This window comes from Cupriavidus ulmosensis (assembly GCF_977008105.1).
In genome coordinates this window covers 1,646,122-1,666,033 of record NZ_CDRMWP010000001.1, presented here as the reverse complement: position 1 = coordinate 1,666,033, position 19,912 = coordinate 1,646,122, and the positions used below count along the sequence as shown (strand labels likewise).

Genomic DNA, 19,912 nt, shown 5'->3' with positions numbered 1-19,912 from the left:
GCACTCTTGCCCACTTGCTCCCATGCCCACGCCAGAACTCTTTGCCAGCTGTTTCGTCCGCCTGCCGGCGCGTCCCGTGCGGCTGCCCAGGGACCGCTGGGACGCCGCGCTGCTCCAGGCATTGCCGTTTGCGCTGACCGACGGCGAGGGCGGCATCCTGCGCAGCGGCCATGCCGATGCCGGCGCGCTGCCGGCCGCGCGCGACACGGTGCTGATCGTGGATGCCCGCGACGTGCTGCTGCTGCGCGTGCCACTGCCGGCCGTCAACGGCGCGCGCCTGCGCGAGGCGCTGCCGGGCCTGCTGGAAGAGCGCCTGCTGGGGGACCCCGAACACAGCCATATCGCCGTGCTGGCCCGCCACGACGGCGGCGACGCCACGCTCGCCGCCGTGGACCGCGAATGGCTGCGCTTCGTGCTCGACGCCTTCGGCCGCCGGCGCGCGCGGCTGCTGCCCGCGGCACTGTGCGTGCCCCTGACCAAGGACCGCGCGACCGTGGTGGTGGACGTCCTGTCCGACGGCGCGGACGCCGGCTGCTGGCGCCTGACCGTGCGCACCTCGGTCGACGTGGGCTATGGCATCGCCATCAACGCCGCGCTGGCACCGGGCTGGCTCGCCACGCGCCTGCCCGTGGCCGCCTGCTACGCGGACGACGCCGCGCGGCCGCTGCTGGGCGACGCCGCGGCGCCGGCGGGCTGGCCACTGTGGATCCGCGGCGCCCGCGCGCTTGGCGGCATGGACCTGTGTCAATTCGAACTGGCGCACGCGCGCCGCCGCGCCGCCCGCCAGGACGGCGCGGCGCGCTGGCGCTGGCCCGCCCTGCTCGGCGTCGCCGCGGCGCTGCTCGGCATGGCCGGCATCAACGCGCAATGGTGGTGGCTGGCACGCCAGCAGGCCGAGGTGCGGGCCGGCTCGGAAGCCCTGGTGCGCCGGCACTTTCCGCGCGTCGGCCCGATCGTCGATGCGCCGGTGCAGATGCGCCAGCAACTGGACGCGCTGGCGCGCGCCAAGGGGCAGCCGGCCACCGGAGACATCGCCGACCTGTCCGAGCGCCTGGCCCAGGCGCTCGGGCCCGTGGCGCCGGATGCGCTGACCGAGCTCTCTTACCGCGACCAGACGCTGCGCGCCCGCCTGGCGGATTCGGCCAAAGTGGACGCCGACGCCTTTCGCCAGCGGCTGGAGGCCGCCGGCCTCTCCGCGCGGATCGAGGATGGCCGGTGGCTGATCAGGATCCGCTCATGAACGCGCCGCTCGACGAAGCCTTGCTGGTGCCCGCGGCACCAGCCGCCGCGCCGCGCCGCAGATGGCCGCTGCCACCCGCCGTCACGCGCGGCCTGCATGCCTGGCGGGCCATGCCGCCGCGCGACCGCCGCGCGGTGAGCGCCTGCGTCGCGGCGATTGCCGTCGTCGGCGGCTGGCTGGTTGGCTGGGAACCCGCCGCCGGCGCGATACCGCGCCTGCAACGCGAAATTCCGCGCGACCGCGCGCAGTGGCTGCAATTGCAGTCGCTGGCGAAACAGGCGCAGACACTGCGGGCGCTGCCCGACATCCCCCGGCGCACCGGCGCCGCGCTGCGCGACGAAGTGGCCAGGTCTCTGGACGCGGCCGGCATCACCGGCACGGTGGTCGAAGCCACGGACAACGGCGTGCGCGTGCGGATCGACAAGGTGTCGTTCTACACGTGGATGCAGTGGCTGGCCGGCGCGCGGCAGGCGTTCGGGCTGGGCGTGCTGGACATGGAGGCGAAGAAGGCCGAGGGCGGCGAGCGCGGCACGGTGACGGTCGGCGCGGCGCTGGGGTTGCCGGTGCCGTAGCGCCAGCGTCGAGGCGGGAGCCCGATCGCCGGGACGGCGACGACGTCCCGGCGCATCAGTCCGTGCCGCCGCGGGGCCGTTGCCAGTCGCGCAGGATTGCCGCGATGTCCTTCGCATAGCGGTCCCGCAGCACGGGTGTCTCCGAGTGATACGCGCCGACCGCTTCCCAGGTATTGCCGTACTTGTTCATCTTGCGCCGAAGATGCCAGGCGCCGACGTAGACGCTGACGCAGCCCGACTGCAGCGCCTTGCCGTCGACGCCATAGCGCTTCAGCTCCGCCAGGTGAATCGAGTTGATCTGCATGAGGCCCATGTCGACCGTGCGATTGTCGTTCCGGTGCAGCGCATCGACCCGGAAGCGCGACTCCTGCCACGCGATGGCGCGCAGGATCATCGGATGCACGGCGTGGTAGCGGCCGGCATCGTCGAAACAGTCGGCATGCGCCTGCGCGGCGACCGCCACTGCGGCGAGCCCGGCCATCACGCGCCGCCTCTCCCGCCTGCGTGTCATGGCAGGTCCTCCGGGTCCTGCTCCCGCACCCAGACCACGCGCGTGCGCAGGCTTGCGCCGATGCCCTCGCGGTAGATCAGCGCGCTGGTCCGGCGCAGCGAACGGCCACCGCGCACCTCACCGTGCACGATGAAGTACCGGCTGCGCGCATCGATCATCAGTCCCTGCGGCTCCGGGGCCGCCGGGGCCAGTGCCTTGAGCCGCAGGGACAGGTCCCCGAGGTCCCGCCAGTACGCCCGGTCGCGGTCGGCGATCATGGTCCTGGCCTGCGACACGGTAACGCCCGGAATGAATGCCGCCAGGACCTCGGGCCCCACTGTGTTCATGTTGACCGTGGTCGGCATCGGCAGCACCACCACGAATGGCGCCAGTTTTTCCACCGCTTCGCGCGTATAGCCGGGAACGGCCAGCAGGTCGAGCACGCGCGTGAGCGGCAGCGGGCCGTTCGGCCGCAAGCTGCGCAGGACATAGGCGGCGGTAGGCGCCGCCAGCGCGCTGTCCAGCGACAGCGTGGACAACAACCTTCTGTAGGCGGACACGCCGACATCGCTGACACCGGGCGGCTGGGTACGGTCGCCAGTGCTGACGAGGGTCATCAGGTTCAGGCGCGCCTGCGCATCTTCGATGGCGCCGCCGAGCGTCACCACATCGCCGCCCTGCGCGAATGTCGCGCCAGACGCCGCGTCCGCACCGATCCAGGCCGACAGCGGCGCCAGCTGGCGCGGCTGCGCCCAGGGCTGGCGCAGATGATCGATCGACGACCGCGCGCCGTTGTCCTGGAGCATGACGACGGCCCACGCGGTGATCACCCCCTGCAGGGATTCACCCTGCGCGCGCAGGCGCCGTGACTCCACCGCGCGCGTGGACGCCTGCTGCTGGACGAACATCGTCGTCACCAGCGTCACGCACAGCGCCACCACCAACAGCGCCGTCACCACGGCCGCGCCCCGCTGCCGGCGCCTCATGATCGCTGCACCGGCAGCCACGCCCAGCACGCCTGCACCTCGGCCGCGTCCACCCGGGGCGGCGGGCCGGACAGGAACGCCGCGTCCAGCTTCACCTCGTCCAGGTGATACAGGTGCTGCTGCTGCGGTGCGCGCGCGTCGCGCGGCCGCACGTAGTGCGCCTTGTAGAGGCGCGGCGCCGGGTCGCGCGCCGCGTGCAGGTCCGCGACGCCGCGCACCGGCGCATCGAACCAGAAGCGGATCCAGCTCCCGCCGCTGCGATATCCGCGCTCCCCCGGCAGGAAGCCGGCCAGCGCCAGCTGGATATACGGCACCAGGGCCGGGTTCAGGCCGGCATAGCCCCACAGGCCGCGCCGCGCCGCGAGCTCCGCCAGGCCCAGGAAGCGGCCTATGGTCATCGACGGCACCAGCTCTGGCCGGCGCATCAAGGTCAGGTGCCATTGCCAGCGGGCCAGGTAGGCGTCGCGCTGCGCGAGCGCCAGGCGGACATCCGTCATTTCGCCCATGACAAGCTCCTCGGGCAGGTCCCCGTGGCGCATCAACGGACAGCGCGCGCGGGCGCGCGAGCCGTGGCTGAAGCGAGGCCGTATCTGCGTGCTGCGCGCGCCGATCAGCAACAACGCGCGATGGCACAACGGACAGCGCGGTGGCGGCGCGCCGCCGTGCAACGCCGCCGCGCCAAACTCGGCCAGGTAAGCCTGGACCGTGATCAGACGAGCGTCGACCGGATGCAATGCAAGTCTCATGGCGTGGACAGGTTGAATGTTGAATGCCCACAGCCGCTCCCCAACAAGCCTTTCTCTGCGTCGACGCTCCGCGCGGATGCCCGCGATGGGTGAACCACACGGCGTGAACTTTCGCGCCATCACCCGCGTCTATGTCGTCGATCGTTGCGTTCGCGACAAATTGCTCGCGACGTCCCTCAAGTTACAAAGCGGCATTTGCACGGCAGTGACCAAATCTGCGAATATCGTGCAATCAGACAGACCCGGCTTGGTCATATCGCGCGACGCTTCTCGCGCTGCAAGCCACCCCGCGGTCTTCCTCTCTGCCACATGCTCAACGCCGCGTCTTGCCGCGGCACGTCATAACAAAAGAGCATGAGCCAGATTCGCCATCTCTTCACGATTCCATCCGCTCGTTTTCACGCGCCCCGCCAAGAATCCTTTCTGCGGGCAACGACAGCACACACGCTTTCCACACGGTGCCCGCAGGAAGTGAAGTCATGCATCAAACCACATCAATGCTTTCCACCCAATCAACGGGAGTTGCACTGTGAAACTGAAGCACGCACTGATCCAGGCGGCCTGCGCGGCCGTCGCCTTCTCGGCCACCGCGGCCATGGCCCAGAACGTCGTTGGCGGCGGCGCCTCGCTGCCCGAGTTCCTGTACAAGGCCGAAATCACCGCCTTCGCACCGAACTACGCCCCCTATGCCTCCACGGGCAGCGGCGCCGGCAAGACGGCCCTGCTCACCAACGCCCCCGCCGCCTTCAACGCGGTGACCGGCCGCACCGACACCGTGGTGCACTACGCCGGCAGCGACTCGATCCTGTCGCCGTCGGAAATCTCGACGTACAACGCCAACCGTGCCGCCACGGAAGGCGCCGCGATCCAGATGCCGTCGGTCGCCACTGCCGTCGGTATCGCGTTCAAGGCCGCCCCGGCGAACATCACGCTGACCACCGACCAGCTCTGCGGCGTGTTCTCGGGCAAGATCACCGACTGGAGCGCCATCTCCGGCATCTCGGGCCCGATCCGCGTGGTCTATCGCAGCGACAGCAGCGGCACGACGGAAATCTTCACCCGTCACCTGAGCGCGGTCTGCTCGGTCGCCAGCGGCAACTCGAACGTGAACTTCACCACCACGACCACGTTCGCCAACAACTTCCCGAGCGGCGTGCCGTCGAACTTCGTGGGCGCGGCACTGAGCGCCGGCGTTCGCGACAGCATCGACGTGGGCAATTCCATCGGCTACCTGAGCCCGGACTACATCAACACGACCCTGGCTCCCGCTTCGACGGCAGCCACCAAGAGCCTGAAGGCCGCGTTCCTGCGCAACAAGAACATCACGACCGGGACGGCCACCTTCCAGCCGACCGCGGCCGCGACGACTACCGCGCTTGCCAACCTCACCATCAGCGGCACGCTGTCCGACCAGAACAGCTGGGCGCCGCTGGCGGCTGACCCGGCTGCCGGCTATCCCATCTCCGGCTTCACGTATCTCGACCATGTCCAGTGCTACAGCAACGCCACCGTCAAGACCGACGTGCTGGCATTCCTGAACAAGCACTACGACTACGCGGATACCGCTCAAGTGAACCGCATCCAGGGTAATGGCTTTGCCCTGCTGCCGAGCGCGATCGTCACGAAGATCAAGGACGAATTCCTGACCGGCACGGCAAACAACCTGAACATCGGCAACGCCGTCGCCTGCAGCGGCAAGGCCGGCCGTTAATTCGACGGCAAGGCGGTAGCGGCCAGGGAGGGCAACCATCCTGGCCGGCGGGAAGGCCCACTTTGCGTGGGCCTTCTTTTTTCCCCGGCCGGTCCGCTGGAGATCGGCGCTTTTGCGCGGGGCCATATGCACGGGGAGAGCGGCTGCGCCCCTGGCAAGACGGCGCTCGCGGCCGACTCGCCCGAAAGAACCGGGGGCCCCGCACGGGGCCCCCGGTCTTGCAGCATCGAATCAGACGCCGATACTCCGGCGGCCAGTTTCAGGCGGCCAGTTCCATCGGCAGCGCCGGCGCCTGCCACGACACCATCTGCATCACCGTGGTTACCTCCACCATCACCGGCGCGGCGCCGGTCTCGATGCGCAGCATTGCCTGCCCGTCGGTCCAGCGCCACGGCGTCGCACCCTGCGTCTCCAGCGGATGGAAACCAGCCGCCAGCGCATCGCCGTCGAGCGCGAGCGGCTGGCCGTCCACCCGGATGTCGCTGACACAGACGCCCAGCAGCCGGCCGTCCTGCTGGTCCGCGTACAGGTGCGCCAGCACGCCGCTACGCGAGACCAGGCCGATCTCGGCCGCGCCGGCCGGCACCATGAACCAGCGGCGCTGGCCTTGCGCGTGCACCGCGTCGATACGCTTGCCGTTCACGACCAGGTGCGCGTCCGCGTCTTCCACGCGCCGATACCCGAGCGCCAGCGCGCGGTCGAGCAGTTGCTGACGAACCTCCAGCAACTGCGGGCCCGCCATCACGCACGGCGCGCAGGCGTTTTCCCAGCTCTGCGGGTCCAGGCGGCCATGCAGCGCCACATGCTCGCCGGCATTGGAAAAACCCTGGCGATTGCCATCGTCCAGATAGCTCTCGCACGGCAGCCCCTCGGCCAGCAGCACGTCATGGCTGTCGAGTTCGATGTGGAAGTACTGCACCGCGATCACCGGTTCCTGCACGATCGTCGCGCCGTTGAGCAGGCAGCCAGCGGGAATCAGCACGCCGGCGACAAAGACCGCATGCCCGGGGGAAACCAGCAGGTCGCGCAGCGGCAGCCCGCGGCCGAACGCATCCGCCCGGATGCGAACGGGCATGACTTCCCACGGGCGGGGATGGCTCGCGCCATGCACGCGGCTATGGCCGATCCAGCGAACGGCGCGCTGCGCGCCGGACGCCGTGACGACGAGATCGCCTTCGCGCAGGGCTTCCACGGCGACGTAGCCCGAAGACGTGGCGATCCTGGTGCCGGCGGCAAAACAGGGCGCCTGCGGGAAGGTCGGTGCCGCCGCGTTGTCTAGCAGCGGGTTGTTGAGCTGTATGCCGTCGTCGGTGGCCCCAGTGGCATCGCGATAGTTGGCGTACATGTCCTCCTTCGTGATCACGAGGTAGTCGCCCCAGGGGTCTTTCAGCACGATCGTGTCGCTATTGGTTCCCACCACGGTCCAGGGCGTCGCGGCGTCCGGCTCCAGTGTCCAGTTGGTGGTGGGGCGAGGCTCGCCCAGGTAATAGTTGCTGCCGACCCCGACGGTATAGGTACCGTTGCCGTTGTCCGTCACGAACAACTGGAACGGCTCGCTGTCTGCCCGCGCGGAGGGAATCAGCGACTGATAGCCGCTGTAGTCGCCGGGAAGCGACACCGTGCCATCCCCGTTATCGGTCACCGACCCGAAAACCCAGCCAACATTGCCGGCCCCCAGGGCGATACCGTTGTAATCATTCAGATCAATAGCCACCACCTACTCCTCGATTGGGTATGTAAGACAGGGAGCGCCCTGCCAGCGAACCATTACTGCCCGGCGTCGCCAAAGCCGAGTACCTGCACCGATACCACCGACGGCATGCGGTCCCGGGCGTTGGTCGCCTGCTGGCGCGCCAGGTCCTCCGCCGCCTGGGTGACCGCGCTGGCCGCGGCGCTGGCCGAGGTCAACGCCCCCACATTGACGCTTGCCAGCGCGGGCAGCCCGGTCGCCTTGCCCTGTACCTGGACATTGGCGGCGTTGACCACCTGCAGCGCGGCAAGGTTGACGTTGCCGGAAACGCGAATGCCCGCCTCGCCCGCGTCGATGGTCCCGAGCGGCGCGATCAGGTCGATGTCGCCGGGCGGAATCTCCGGAATCGGGTTGAGCGTTGCAATGCCCGCGCCGGTGCTGGGTACGGTGGGGGAAAGCGTGACATTGCCCACGTCGTCATAGAGCCGGCGCGGCGGCGAGAACAGCACGGTGGTCTTGGCGCCGCGGCCCGCGTTGATATCGCCGGTGGCCGACCACGCGGTGATGCCGCCGCCAAACGTGGTGAAGATCCGCGACAGCCCCAGCAGGATGCTGTCACGCGCGTACATGTTGATGTCGCCCGAGCCCTGCGTGAGCAGCCCCGACGACGGCGGCGGCACCTTCCCTTCCACGCCGATCAGCGTGCGCCCGCCCGGCGTCAGCGTCTCGATGCTGCCGCCGAAATCCGTCCTGATGCCGGATGGCCCGAACAGCGTGATGTCGCCGCCGTAGGCAATGGCGTTGTCCTGCGCGTCGTGGTCCGGAAACAGCGTGGCGATGGCCGCGCGTCCGCGCGCATAGCTTCCGGCGCGACGGCTGCCGGGGTCGTTGAACTCCCGCCCGCTCGTGCGCAGTTCCGCAAAATAGACCTCGCGCGCGAAGATGCCCTGCTCGGCGGCGCTGAGCGCCAGGAACGCCGCCAGCGCATCGGCCGGCCCGCCGGCATAACCGTAGCGCGCGGCAAGCCATGCGGCCAGCTCGTTCTCATAGGTCCTGGCGACCTTCCCCGCGTTGGCCGCGTCGTCAAGGCCCGCCGCGGGATTGGCGGCGTTGCCCGCCGAGAAATAGCGCCTGGCGAACGCGGCGTAATCCGGACCGCTGGCGCCGACGCCGGCCAGGGCCACGATCGATGCGCCGCCGGACCGATTACCCGGGTCCACATTGACAATGGCGCCCAGGCTCTCCAGCGATCCCTTGTCACCCTGGTAAAGATTGCGTCCGGCGCTGACCTCGAGCAGGCCCGGGCCCGCCACATCGAAGCTGGACTGCAGGATGTCCCGGCCGGCGGCGACCACGGAGATGTCGCGCGGGTCGTTGTGGACGAAGAGGTTGCCGCTGGACTGCCCCTGGGCGCCGCCTCGCGCCGATGCCGTGGCGACACCCGGTGCCGTACCCGCGCCGACGATGTCCCGCCCGGCCTGGATCCACACGGGACGGGAGCCGACATACCATGTCTGGCCCCTCAACGCGGGGGGCGCGGTCACTGCGTTGAAGTTCAGGATTTCTCCGGTGCGCAGTCCGACAATGTCGCCCTCCACGGCATAGAAGCGCGCGGGCGGCGTGGGGCCGTCGAACAAGCCGCCGGCCGCGGTATCCGCCTGATAGGTAAAGAGCCAGTTGCGTCGCTCCCCCCCTTGGGTCGCGCCGCCTTCGCCCGTGACATTGCTCAGCGATGTGTCGCCGGCCGCGGCCTCGTAGGCGGGATGGCGCGGCGTTGGCAGCGCGGCGGGATCCGCGCCGGAGATGTCGACGGGATAGCCCTGGCCGCGGATGCTGTCGGCGGCCAGGAACTCGAGCTTGCCCAGCGGCGATGGCGCCAGCACCAGGGACCTGCTGGCGGTGCCGCCGCCGCCGTAGAAGATGCTGCCGCTTGCCGCCGTGACGGAGAGACCCGGCGGATAGACATAGCTGCCGTCGGTCGACAGGCTGTTTGTCAACAGGCCGGTAGCAGGATGGCTGCTCTGCTGCGACGGCGTCACGTTGCCGCCACTGGAGAACAGCGCGATCGCGCTGCGGTCCGTCCACAACGTGAACCAGCTATACGCGTTGCCGGCATAGTCCAGGCCCTGGTAGCGGAACGGCATGGGGCTTGCCAGGTAGGAGCGCCCCGGATCCGCCGCCGCGTCGAGCACGAGGTCCCCGCGCGTCGACAGGCTTACGCCGCCATCGCCGGGCGCGACCAGCAGGCCACCCCCGATCTGCGGCCTGCGCAGGCTGTTGTCGGCGGCACCTTGCCAGCGCGGGTCATTCGGGTCGGCCGGCTGGCTCAGCGAGGGCGCGCCCGCGAGGTAGCCGATGGCGCCCGCGGTCAACGCCGTGTCGCCGCGCAGGTTGACCAGGGATCCGAACATGTCCGGCGTGGAGGCTCCCGGACTGAGGACACCCGCGGGATTGAACGCGCCGCCCACGCGGATGTCGAGATTGCCGCCGCCGGTCTGCGCGATGGTGCCGTCGGACGATACCCGCCCGCTGCCGCCGATCGCGATGTTCAGCCCGCTGCTGCGCGGCAGCGCGCTGTTGCCGCGGTCCGAGATCACGCCCGCGTTGCCGCCCACGTCCACGGCAACATTGCCGCCCCCGAGCGCGCCGATGCCGGTGAAGCCGATGACCTGTGCGCTCGCGCCCGCCAGCACATCGCGGTAGGGCACCGCGTAGGTGCCGAAGTTGATCCACCACGCGGCCGGCTGGCCAATGCCGTCGCCGCCCTGGCGCCACAGCCAGTTGCCGATCAGGTTGCTGCCCGCCAGGCCCGCCAGCGGACTGGCGGGCGACTGGCTGCCAAAGATGTCGCCGCTGAGGTTTCCCTGCGCGGCGATGACCACGTCTCCGCCCCGTTCCGGATACCACGCCTGGTAGTTGCCGTTCCCTGTCAACGCCTCGTAGGCCGCGCCGGCACCGCTGCCCAGCACCATGCCGCTGCCGTCGTTGATGCCACGCCGCAGGTTGTACGGGTCGGCGCCATTCGGGCCGATGCCCGCGGCCTGCGTGCCGGCCGTATAGATGCCGAATGGCGTGGCCTGCGAGAAGTCCCCACCCGCGAGCATGTCCAGATCGCCGGTGCCAGTCCGGATCACGCTGAAAACAGGTTGCCTGGTCGCGGCCTTGACCAGCGTGAAATGCGGGTCCGACAGGCGGATATCGCCGGCGCCGCCAAGCACGCCGGCGGCCTGCAGCGTGCGGGTATCGGCCGACTGCGTGTCGGCGCCGCCCGCCAGCCGCATGGACCACGAGTCCGAGCCGGCCGCCAGCATGGGCGCAATGGCCCAGAGACTACCCTGCCTGCCGCCGGCAACGGGGCGCAGGTCGATGCCGGCTACCGTGCCGGTGCCCGCGGCGTCGGCAAACTGCAGATTGACGCCGGGCGGCAAGCGGGTGCCCGAGGGCACCCGCACATTGGCGGCCAGCGTTGCCACGCCCGAGAAGATCGACAGGGACACGCCAGCCGGTACCGTGAATGCCGCCACCTGGAGCGTCACCGGCACGATGGAGCCGGCGTCGAATTGCGCATTGCGCGGAATGCTGGCGGCTTGCGTCAGGACCGTGCCCGCCGGATACAGGACGTTGCCCGTGGCGTCGCGCACGGCGGCGCGCAGCACCGTGCCGGCCGGCAGCGTGGCGGCGGCGTTCAACGTGATCCGCGTGGGGATCGTGACATTGGCCTTCAGCGACGTGGCCCGGACCGAAATCGGAAAGTCCAGCGCGGACGCGATGCCGCTGAAGGACGTCGCGGTACCCGTGGCCCCGCCCTTGAGCGTGATGGCGACGGGCAACACCAGTTCCCCGCGCATGGGATCGATGCCCGAGGCCAGTTTCCAGTTGGCGTCGTCCGGCGTGGCCGGCGGCGGCGCAAAGCCGTCCGAGATGCTGCCGAAGATGTCGAGGTCGCCGCCGGCGCGGATGACCAGCGCGCCGGGCTCACCGCTGCCGCGCACCGCCGTGGCATTGGGTCCGTAGCGATAGCCGGACAGGTCGATGTCTCCCTGCACGGTCAGGTTGCCGTTGGCCGTGCTGCTGACGATCTCCACGCCCGGCCGCAGGTGATAGGCATCGCCGTAGGCGCGCAGGCCCGCCAGCCTGCCCTGCAGGCTGGCATTGCCCGCCGCGCCCTGCATGAAGGCCTGGCTGTCCTGGTTCAGCGTGTCGAGCCAGGCCTGGGTAATGATCTGGTTGGTCCTGCCGTCCAGGGTCGGCTCGGGATCCGCCGGCGCGTTGTCGTAACGCCAGAAGCCCTGCACCGCGATGCTGGCGGCACCGTCGATCCGGACGGGACCCGAGACGTCGACGCGGACGTCGTTGGCCGTGGCCGAGCCGGCTCGGCCCGCGTCGAGGACCAGCCGCCCGCGCGCCACCGCGTCGGCGGAACGCATGTCGACGGCGGCCCCCGGCGCCAGCGTCAGCATGCCATTGGCGGCTGACAGCTCCACCGTGGCCCGGTTGGCCGCGTCGATCGGCTGGCCGTAGCTGTCCACCGCCAGCCGCGTGCTGTGCGCGTCCAGCAGCGCCGCGCCGGCGAGTGTCAGGTTGTCGCGCGCGGCCAGGCGAATGCTGCCCGGCGCCAGCCCGCTGGCGTCCACCTTGCCGGTCACGGTGAGGCTGCCGCCGTCCACCGAGATCGTCACCGCGTGCGCGCGTACCTCGTCGCCCACCACCATGTCGCCCTGCTTGAGCACGAAACTGCGCGACCCGACCACGCCGCCCTCATTGAGCCGCTGGTTGAGCCCTGTGAAGTCATCCAGCACCCGCGCGCGGATGTCGATGCCGCCGGCCTGCGCCGGATCATCCGCGCCGCCGCCGTCGATGCGGCCCGCCAGGGCCACGCGCCCGCCGGCATCGCCGGTGGCGGTGGCCTGGACGGTGCCGCCGGCCGCGTGCGGCGCCGAGACGTCGATGCGCGAGCCGGCCGCCTGCGTGATATTGCCCGTGGTGCTTTCCAGCACGACATCGCCGCCGGGGGTGCTGCGCGTCTGTTCGAAGAACGCCTTGCCGCGACCGGCCAGGTCGAGTTGGGCCGCATCCGTGAGCGTGATGTCGCGCTGCGCATTGACCACCAGCCTGCCGCTGGGCAGCGCGACGCGCGTGGCCAGCACCACACTGTCGCCCTTGAGGTCGATCTCCGCGCCCAGCGCGCCGCTGCCCTCCGCTGGCGCCGCCTGCCCGGGCAATGGCGCGGCAACTATCGCGCCGCCCGCGACGAACTTCGCCACGGAACCGGCCCCGCCAGTCAGCAGCGGCGTATTGAGGTTCAGGTCGCCGCCGCCGTACGTGTAGCCCTGACCGGCGACGTAGGCGCCCTGGGACTGGTAAGCGGACAGCGTGCCGTGATAATTGCCCGCGATACTGCCCGCCGCGGTCAGGTTGACCGTGGAGAACCCCAGCGCAAGCCGATCCAGCACCAGGCGCGTATCGGGCGCGGCGTTGCTGGCATAGCCGAGAACGATGTCGTCCGCGACGAGGCTCAGCGTGCCACGGCCGGTTCCCGCCCCGCCCGGCAGGACCACGCCCGGCAAGGCACTCGATGCTTGCGAGCTGATGGTGTAGGCCACGCCGTCGCTAAGTCCGGTCCATACCAGCCGGCCAGCCGTCAACGTGGCTTTGTCATCGGCGCCGCCAAGCCCGTAGATCGCGGGCGTGCTGAGCACCAGTTCCCGCAGGCGGGACTTGCCCGTGGCCGGGTCCAGCGTGCTGAGGTCGACCGTGCCGAAGAAGTTGATGGAATCGCTGGCGCCGAGACGCAAGGACTCGAGAGCCGGCACGCCGGGCTCGTCGTTGCCTGTCAGCAGCCGGTTCATCAGCGCCTGGTCGAACTGCAGGCCGTCCGGCAATACGCGGTCGCGCGCCGCGGCGGCCAGCGCCGCGCCGCCGCCGATATTGATGCTCGATACCGCCAGGCTCAGTTCGCGCGCGCCGAAGCGCATGCCATCGTCCATCGTCAGGGCACCGGCGCCCTTGAGCGCGAGCACCAGCGAGCCTTCCGTGTAGAGCCGCGCGTCGCCAAGGTGGATGCCGCCGTTCGTCAGGCTGCCGCTGTTCGGCACGGTGACATCCAGCCAGTTGTTGGACACCGCCAGCAGGCTCATGCCCTGCGAACCGCCGTAGTTGCCGAGGCTGTAGAGGTAGCCGTCCGCCGAGCGATACGGTGTGGCGCTGCCTTGCCCGACGGTATCCAGGCGCGAGCCCGATTCCAGCGTGATGCCGCCTGGCCCGGCGGCAAGGAATACTTCCGGCGCCTGCAGCACCGCCCCGCCGCGGAGCACCGCGGCCGAGGTGTTCGAATTGATGACGAAGAGCCCGCCGGCCTGGCGCACCATGGTGCCGCCGATGGACAGCCGCGGCGCGTCCAGCGCGTTCAGGTCGCCGTCGCGGAACGACGCGTACCCGGCCGACGGTGCGGCGCCCGCGGCCAGAATCTCGATCGGGATGCCCGTCTGCGTGGCCCCATCGATCGACACGCTGCCAGGATTGCCGCCCTCGGCCGCGCCAAATCGCGCGTTGCCGGCGAATCCGAACGCCAGGCCCGCGCCGTCCGGCCTGGACAGCCGCAGGGTCAGCGTCTTGCCGTCCTCGGGCAACGGCGGGGCCGGGTTGCCGAACGTCGCGGCATTCTGGCGTGCGAAGTCGGCGTAGCTGGTCTCGCCATATTGCGCGTAGCGGCGCACGACGTCGCCCGACGTCAGGATTGCGCGAGTCGCCTGCGCATCGCGCGCGCCGGTGTTGGCCACGCCCTGCGCCGCGGCCACGGCGAAGGAGCCGTTCTTCATCGCCACCACGCCCTGCTGCCGCAGGTCTGCCATGCCGCCCAGCTCGACCCGGAACGCACCCGGCATCAGCGCATAACGGGCCGGCATCAGCGTGTAGGTGCCGGCGGGCAGCCCTGGAACGCCCGCGGGAATGGTGATCTGGCGGCCCATGCCGGGCGCCGTGCCGGCGCCCGCGTCCACCGGCGCGTAGGCCGGCTGGATGCCAGGCACGATTGCATAGACCGCGTTGCCGGCACTGCTGAACGTATTGGCCGGGCTGGCGTTGGCCAGCGCCGTCTGCAGGACGTCGACCGAACCGCCCCGGCCGCTGACGAATGCCGCGCCCAGCAGTTCGCCGCCACCGGACAGGTCCAGCGTGGCGCCGGCCTGCACGGCGCTGTGGCGGCCGTTGACGGTCACGCCGCTGGCGGCCAGGCGCTGCGCGAGGCCATTGGCGTCGGTCCCGGATACGTCAACGCCGTTGTAGCCGTAGGTGATGCCGTCCGCCGTGCCGCCGAACGGCACGCTCAGCCCGTCCGCGCTGACCGACGTCAGGCTGCCCGGCAGGAACGCCACGGTATCCGTGACGAAGGAAGTCGGCGTGGTCGGCGCATCGTCGCCCACGCCGATCGACAGCTTGCCCAGCGGCGCGCGCAGCACGGCGCCTTGCTCGATCTCGGGCGCGGCGATGGACAGACTGCCAAACACCGATTTCGGCTGCCCCGGCATGTCGGCCGTGGTACGGTGCAGCGCGATGCGCTCGCTGGCGAACAGCGATGCCACGGCCAGCGTGACCGGGTAGATCTGGGCTGCGCCCAGGGTCAGTTCACGGTGGCCGCGCAGCGCGCCCTGCAGGCGGATGTCGCCGCGGCTCTCCAGGTCGGCGGTGCCAAAACCCGCGTGGGCAACGGTGTGCGTGCCGCCGCCGTTGAAGTCGATGATGCCCGCGGCGCCGGTGAGGTCGAGCGTGCCGACATCGATCAGGTCCGCCTCGATGCGCAGGCCGGCGTCGCTGGCCTGCGGCGGCTGGACCGCGGTCTGGGGCCGCACGACAGGATAGGTCTGGAACGCGCTGGTGACAGTGGCGAGGGGCGCCGCGCCGAGCGACACGTACGGCGCGGCAAGGCGGACGTGGCTGGACGGCACGCCGTCACCGCCCCCGGCCAGATTGGCCGCGTCAAGCCAGCCCGCATTGATGCGCAGGCTTTGCCCTGTGGACAGGTCCACGTCCCCACGGAACCCGACCGCACCGACAGACACCAGCGACAGGTCGTCAAACCCGCCGGCCCGGATACGGTCCACACTGACCGCACCCGTCCCGAACGTGTAAGGGACGATGTCCAGGTCATGCTGGCTGACCCAGAGTTCGCGCGGGATGCGGATGGCATCGGGCACAGTGAACGGCCTGCCGGCCTGCGGATAGAGCGGCGCCTGCAGCTCCAGCGCCAGCAGGCCGCCACGCGCGCCGGGACCGCCGCCCGCCGCGCGCATCTCGCCTTCCAGCGTGAAACCGCTGTACGAGCGCACCGCGATGGAGCCGCCGGCGCTGGCCGCGTCATAGGTGGCACGGAACAGCGGGTCGAGCGGGCTGACCGCCGCGCCGGTCGACAGCGCCGCCGAGGCACCCGACACATCCAGCACTGCGCCGGGACGGACGATGACAAACGCGTCGGTGGAAATCGGTGAGTGCGTATCGTCGGACGTGGTCCCTCCCTCGCTGCCCAGCACGATGCTGCCGCCATCGGGCACGACCCCATAGGCGCGGCCGTACTGGTCCAGCGCAGTCACCGCGCGCGCCGCGGCGTCCAGCCGCGCGTTGCCGCCGATCAGCACGGCCAGGTCGCCCGGCGTGGCATCCGCCTTGCCCCCGCCTGGCGCGCGCGAATTGACGACGATGATCCTGCCGCCCGGCGCGGTCAGCGTGCCGTCCACCACCACCTGTTCTTTGCCATCCACCCGGATCGTCTGGCCCGGGTCGACCGTGATCGAACTGCCGCTCCCGACAGTCACGTTGCCGCCGCCGAGATACGCGCCGTTGCTGTCGTAGATCGCGGCGGAGCGCAGCGTCAGGCTGGCGCCCTCGCGTTGGCCCAGCACGGCCGTGACGGGGTTTTCCTGGTAGAGCGGCGGCAGCCAGGCCGGCATGGCGACAGCCGGGTCGGTGCCGGTAGGCACGTAGCGAGCATTGCCGTCCAACCGATAAACCACCGGCACCACGTCGATATGCGTGCCGTCGGCTACGGTCATCGAGCGCAAGCCGTTGATGTCGTAGTTCGAGAAGCCGCTCGCGAACAGCGATTCCGGCAGCACCAGTTCGCCCGCGCCGGCCTGCCCGCCACCGATGCGCACCGTGCCGGCGGAGATGGACAGCGTGCCGCCCTGTCCGGCCCCATAGGCACGCACCTCGCCATAGAGACGCAACGTGGCGGCGGGATCGGCCACCATGCCCGGCGCGTTGGCGCCGGGGCCGTTGGCGGTCAGCGAAATCGCGCCGCCACGGCCACCGCGCAGCGAGCGGTCGGTCAACACGGCGCCGCCCGACGAGGCGTCGATGCGCGAACCCGCGGCGATCGTCACGTCATGCGTGGACTCGATGTCCACCGAGCCGCCGTCGACATAGGCCAGCGCCCCCGCTTCGCTGCCGTCCAGGAGGGCATTGACCCATTTGCCGCGCACATCGAACACGGCGCCCGCGCCGATGTCGATGCGGGCCTTGCCGTCGATGCCCAGCACGGTATCGTTGAAGGTGCCGCTGGCGGCGATCGTGTTGCCAAGGCGGATGCCTCCGGCGCGTGCCGTGAGGTTCGCGTTGACAGTGATATCGGGCGCCACGAAGCGCAGATGGCCGCCATCGGCCAGCGTCAGGGCGCCGTCGACCAGGATCGACGAACCGGAATACACCTCGATGCCGCCGAACCCGAAGCCCGAGAACTTCGCGGCGTCGAACCACGCGGTGCCCGCGCGCGCGTCCGGCAGCGCGCCGTCGGCCATCATGCCGCCGGTCACGGACGGCTGGCCGTTGCCGAAGCGCACGTCCACCTGCGGCTGCGTCGGCAGCGCGGCATCGTTCTGGTAGTGGCCGAAGGCGAACTGCGCGGCGCGCGCCACGGTGTTCTGCGTGGCCTTGTAGCCATCCGTGGCCGCGGGGTCGCGCTGCCGCCCCTGGCGCTCGCCCTGCAGCACGCCGGCGTTGACGTCGCCTTCCAGGATCGCGGTGGGCGCGTCCACGATCAGCGCGCCGCCGTCGCGGCCGGTCACGAAACCCTTCTGCCAGCGGTAGACCGGCGCCAGCGCGACGTTGTAGAAGCGGTCGGTCACGCCCCAGCGCGCGTAGTCGTTCTCGTAGCCGTTGTACACGCCGTCGTACAGCTGGTCCCCCGGCGCATTGCCGGCGGTGTAGAGCAGCCCGTCGCTGCCGCGCAGCCAGCTCGTGCGCACAAAGCCGTCGGCGGTCACGATCGAGCCGCCGGCCAGGTTGATGCTCGATCCCTTCTGCGTGACCACCTCCTTGCCGGCCAGCCGCACCGAGCCGCCCACGGCGGCCCATTCGCCGATGGTGTGTCCCGTGGTGCCCAGGTAGCCGGAGACTTCCAGCAGGCCGCCGGGCGTGTAGTAGCGGTCCGTGGCGTAGCCGCCGGTGCCGGCCGGCATCAGCACCAGGTCGCGCACGTCCACCCAGACGTCGTTGCTGTTGAGGCTGCCGCGGTCGCGGCTGCCCGGCGCGTCGCGCTGCTCGTTGCCCTGCACGCTGATCTTGAGGCTGTTGCTCTCCATCGCCACCTTGACCGCGGGCGCGCCCGCGGCGTCAAGGCGCGCGCCGTCCGCGACGAACGCGCGGCCCGCGGCGCTGACCGCGATCTGGCCGCCGGTGGCCAGCGTCAGCGACTGGTTCTCGAAGTTGACGGTGCCGCCGCTGGTGATCTCCACGCGCGACTGGTCGCGGCGGTCCGGCAGGCGGGACAGGTTGTCGAACGCGGCGGGAATGGCGTTGGCGTCCGCGCGCGCCTTGTCCTGGTCCGCGGAATCCTTCAGCAGCGCGTCGCGCTGGCTGTCCAGCGCGGTCTCGGTGCTGTCCTCGATCAGCACCGAGGTCACGCTGCCGGCCGCCAGCGTGACCTTGCCGTCCGCGTCGGTTGCCGAGTTCAGCAGGTGGATGGTGCCGCGCTGGCTGACGGACGTGGTGGCCAGCGCCACGCCCTCCTGGCGCACGTCGTGGCCGGCCAGCGTGATGTCGCCGCGCCCGGCCGTGATCACGCCGCTGTTGGAGACCAGCCCGGCGGCGCTGGCCGCCGCGCGCTGCACCGCGACCTCGTTGCCGCGCGTGGTGGAGACCTGGTTGCCGTCCGAGCTGTAGCCGGGCCGCAGGATGAAGCTGTCGCCGGCGGCCAGTTCCGCCTGGCCGCGCGGCGTGTTGATCGTGCCGCCGTTCCTCACCTCGCTGCCCAGCAGCAGCGCGTAGCCGCCGCCTTCGGTCACGGACTGCGGCGCGCGCGTGTTGATGATGGCGCCGCCCTCCACGATCAGCTTGCCGCCGGCATCCGTGAAGCTGGGCGTGAAGCCGCCGGCGCCGGCCGCGGCGCTGTAGATGCCGTTGTCGCGGAACTGCGCATCGCTCATCCGCGCCGCCGCCGCCACCAGATTGCCGGTGTCGACCTGGCTCGAGCCCGAGAACAGGACGCCGTTGCGGTTGAGCACCATGATCGTGCCCGCGCCGCTCATCCGGCCCAGGATCTGGCTCGGGCGCGAGGACGGATCGTTGACGCGGTTGAGCACGGCCCAGGTGCTTTGCTGATCGAACTGCAGCGACGTGTTGCGGCCGATGTTGAAGGTTTCCCAGTTCAGGATGGCGCGGTCCGCGGTCTGGCGGATGCCGACCAGGATCCGCCCGGTGGCGGGGTCGATGGCCTGCGTGGGCTTGTCCGCGCCGCTCCAGCCGGCCGTGGCGGGATTGGTGTCGACGCTCAGGCCGCCGGTGCCGAGGCCGTCCGGCACGCCGCCGCTGGCGAGCAGCGCGGCCTCGCGCGCCTTGCGCTGGGCTTCCATTGCCGCCGCGGCGGCCTGGGCCGCCTGGCCCAGGTTGGCGATGGACAGGCGGGTCTGCTCATTGATCTGCTGCACCTGCTGCGCGGTCAGCGTGGCGCCGTAGGGCGTCATCGCGCCGATGCGCGCGGCGTTGGCCGTCGCCTGCTTGCCGGCCTGCTGCGCGATCCAGGCGGCGTTGGTCGCCGGCCCCGCCGCGCTCGCGGCGGCGGACCATGCGGCCAGCGCCACGGCCACCGCGCTGGCAAGCGGATGCGGCGCCAGCTTCCGCGTTGCCGCGCGCATGCGAAACCGGACCGGCGGGTTGGCCTTGGGCAGCGCGCCCGGGTGCACCTGATTCATGCTGGATCCTGTCGGCACATCACCAGTGCCGTTGCAATGGGTCATGGGAGCGCCCGTGGCCGCGCATCGGATGCGCAACGTGTTCCGGATGACGCGTGCCCTGAAGTCGCAGCAGATTGCAGACCAGCGGTGACGCGTTCGTGACCGGAACTGCGCAGATTTCCGCAAACCGTTGCCTGGCGCGGCACGGCGGGCAACGCCCGGGTCCGCGCGGCGGCGCCGGGCGGACCCGGGCCGCGACCGGATCTACGCAGATTTCGCCATATCCGAGACGCGAAGCGTGCCTAGCATCCGTCTT

At 70.6% G+C, this 19,912-nt stretch carries 8 protein-coding genes; 3 read left to right on the top strand and 5 right to left on the bottom strand.

Features of this window, described 5'->3' with window-relative positions:
* Nucleotides 1-76: 76 nt before the first annotated feature.
* Complete coding sequence (gene gspL / locus ACWTPI_RS07515) at nucleotides 77-1,240, top strand: type II secretion system protein GspL (RefSeq protein WP_454731317.1); 1,164 nt, start codon at nucleotides 77-79, stop codon at nucleotides 1,238-1,240.
* On the top strand, nucleotides 1,237-1,812 hold the full coding sequence (gspM, locus tag ACWTPI_RS07510; protein WP_454731316.1) for a type II secretion system protein GspM: 576 nt from the start codon (nucleotides 1,237-1,239) through the stop codon (nucleotides 1,810-1,812). The genes gspL and gspM overlap by 4 nt, the downstream gene beginning before the upstream one ends.
* A 55-nt stretch (nucleotides 1,813-1,867) precedes the next feature.
* On the opposite strand, the gene ACWTPI_RS07505 is transcribed toward gspM, so the two are convergent.
* The 3 genes from ACWTPI_RS07505 to ACWTPI_RS07495 are packed head-to-tail and all read right to left on the bottom strand — an operon-like array spanning nucleotide 1,868 to nucleotide 4,022.
* Entirely contained in the window at nucleotides 1,868-2,293 is a 426-nt protein-coding gene (locus tag ACWTPI_RS07505) for a lytic transglycosylase domain-containing protein (RefSeq protein ID WP_454731315.1), read from the bottom strand.
* Between the two features lie 26 nt (nucleotides 2,294-2,319).
* Nucleotides 2,320-3,318, bottom strand: coding sequence for a type II secretion system minor pseudopilin GspK (gene gspK, locus ACWTPI_RS07500; protein WP_197090396.1), 999 nt, complete (start codon nucleotides 3,316-3,318; stop codon nucleotides 2,320-2,322).
* Nucleotides 3,285-4,022 carry a hypothetical protein gene (locus ACWTPI_RS07495; RefSeq protein ID WP_454731314.1) on the bottom strand — a complete coding sequence of 246 codons (738 nt, stop codon included), beginning with the start codon at nucleotides 4,020-4,022 and terminating at the stop codon, nucleotides 3,285-3,287. Before ACWTPI_RS07495 ends, gspK begins: the two co-directional genes overlap by 34 nt.
* Nucleotides 4,023-4,563: 541 nt before the next feature.
* Between ACWTPI_RS07495 and ACWTPI_RS07490 the strand changes: the two genes are divergently transcribed.
* Entirely contained in the window at nucleotides 4,564-5,745 is a 1,182-nt protein-coding gene (locus ACWTPI_RS07490; protein ID WP_059413220.1) for a substrate-binding domain-containing protein, read from the top strand.
* Between the two features lie 259 nt (nucleotides 5,746-6,004).
* Here ACWTPI_RS07490 and ACWTPI_RS07485 read toward each other — a convergent pair whose 3' ends face one another.
* Nucleotides 6,005-7,459 (bottom strand): Hint domain-containing protein, encoded by a 1,455-nt coding sequence (locus ACWTPI_RS07485; RefSeq protein ID WP_454731313.1) that lies wholly within the window; start codon nucleotides 7,457-7,459, stop codon nucleotides 6,005-6,007.
* Between the two features lie 53 nt (nucleotides 7,460-7,512).
* The gene (locus ACWTPI_RS07480; RefSeq protein ID WP_454731312.1) at nucleotides 7,513-19,614 is read right to left on the bottom strand and encodes a filamentous haemagglutinin family protein; all 12,102 of its coding nucleotides are present in this window, start codon (nucleotides 19,612-19,614) and stop codon (nucleotides 7,513-7,515) included.
* Between the last annotated feature and the right edge of the window lie 298 nt (nucleotides 19,615-19,912).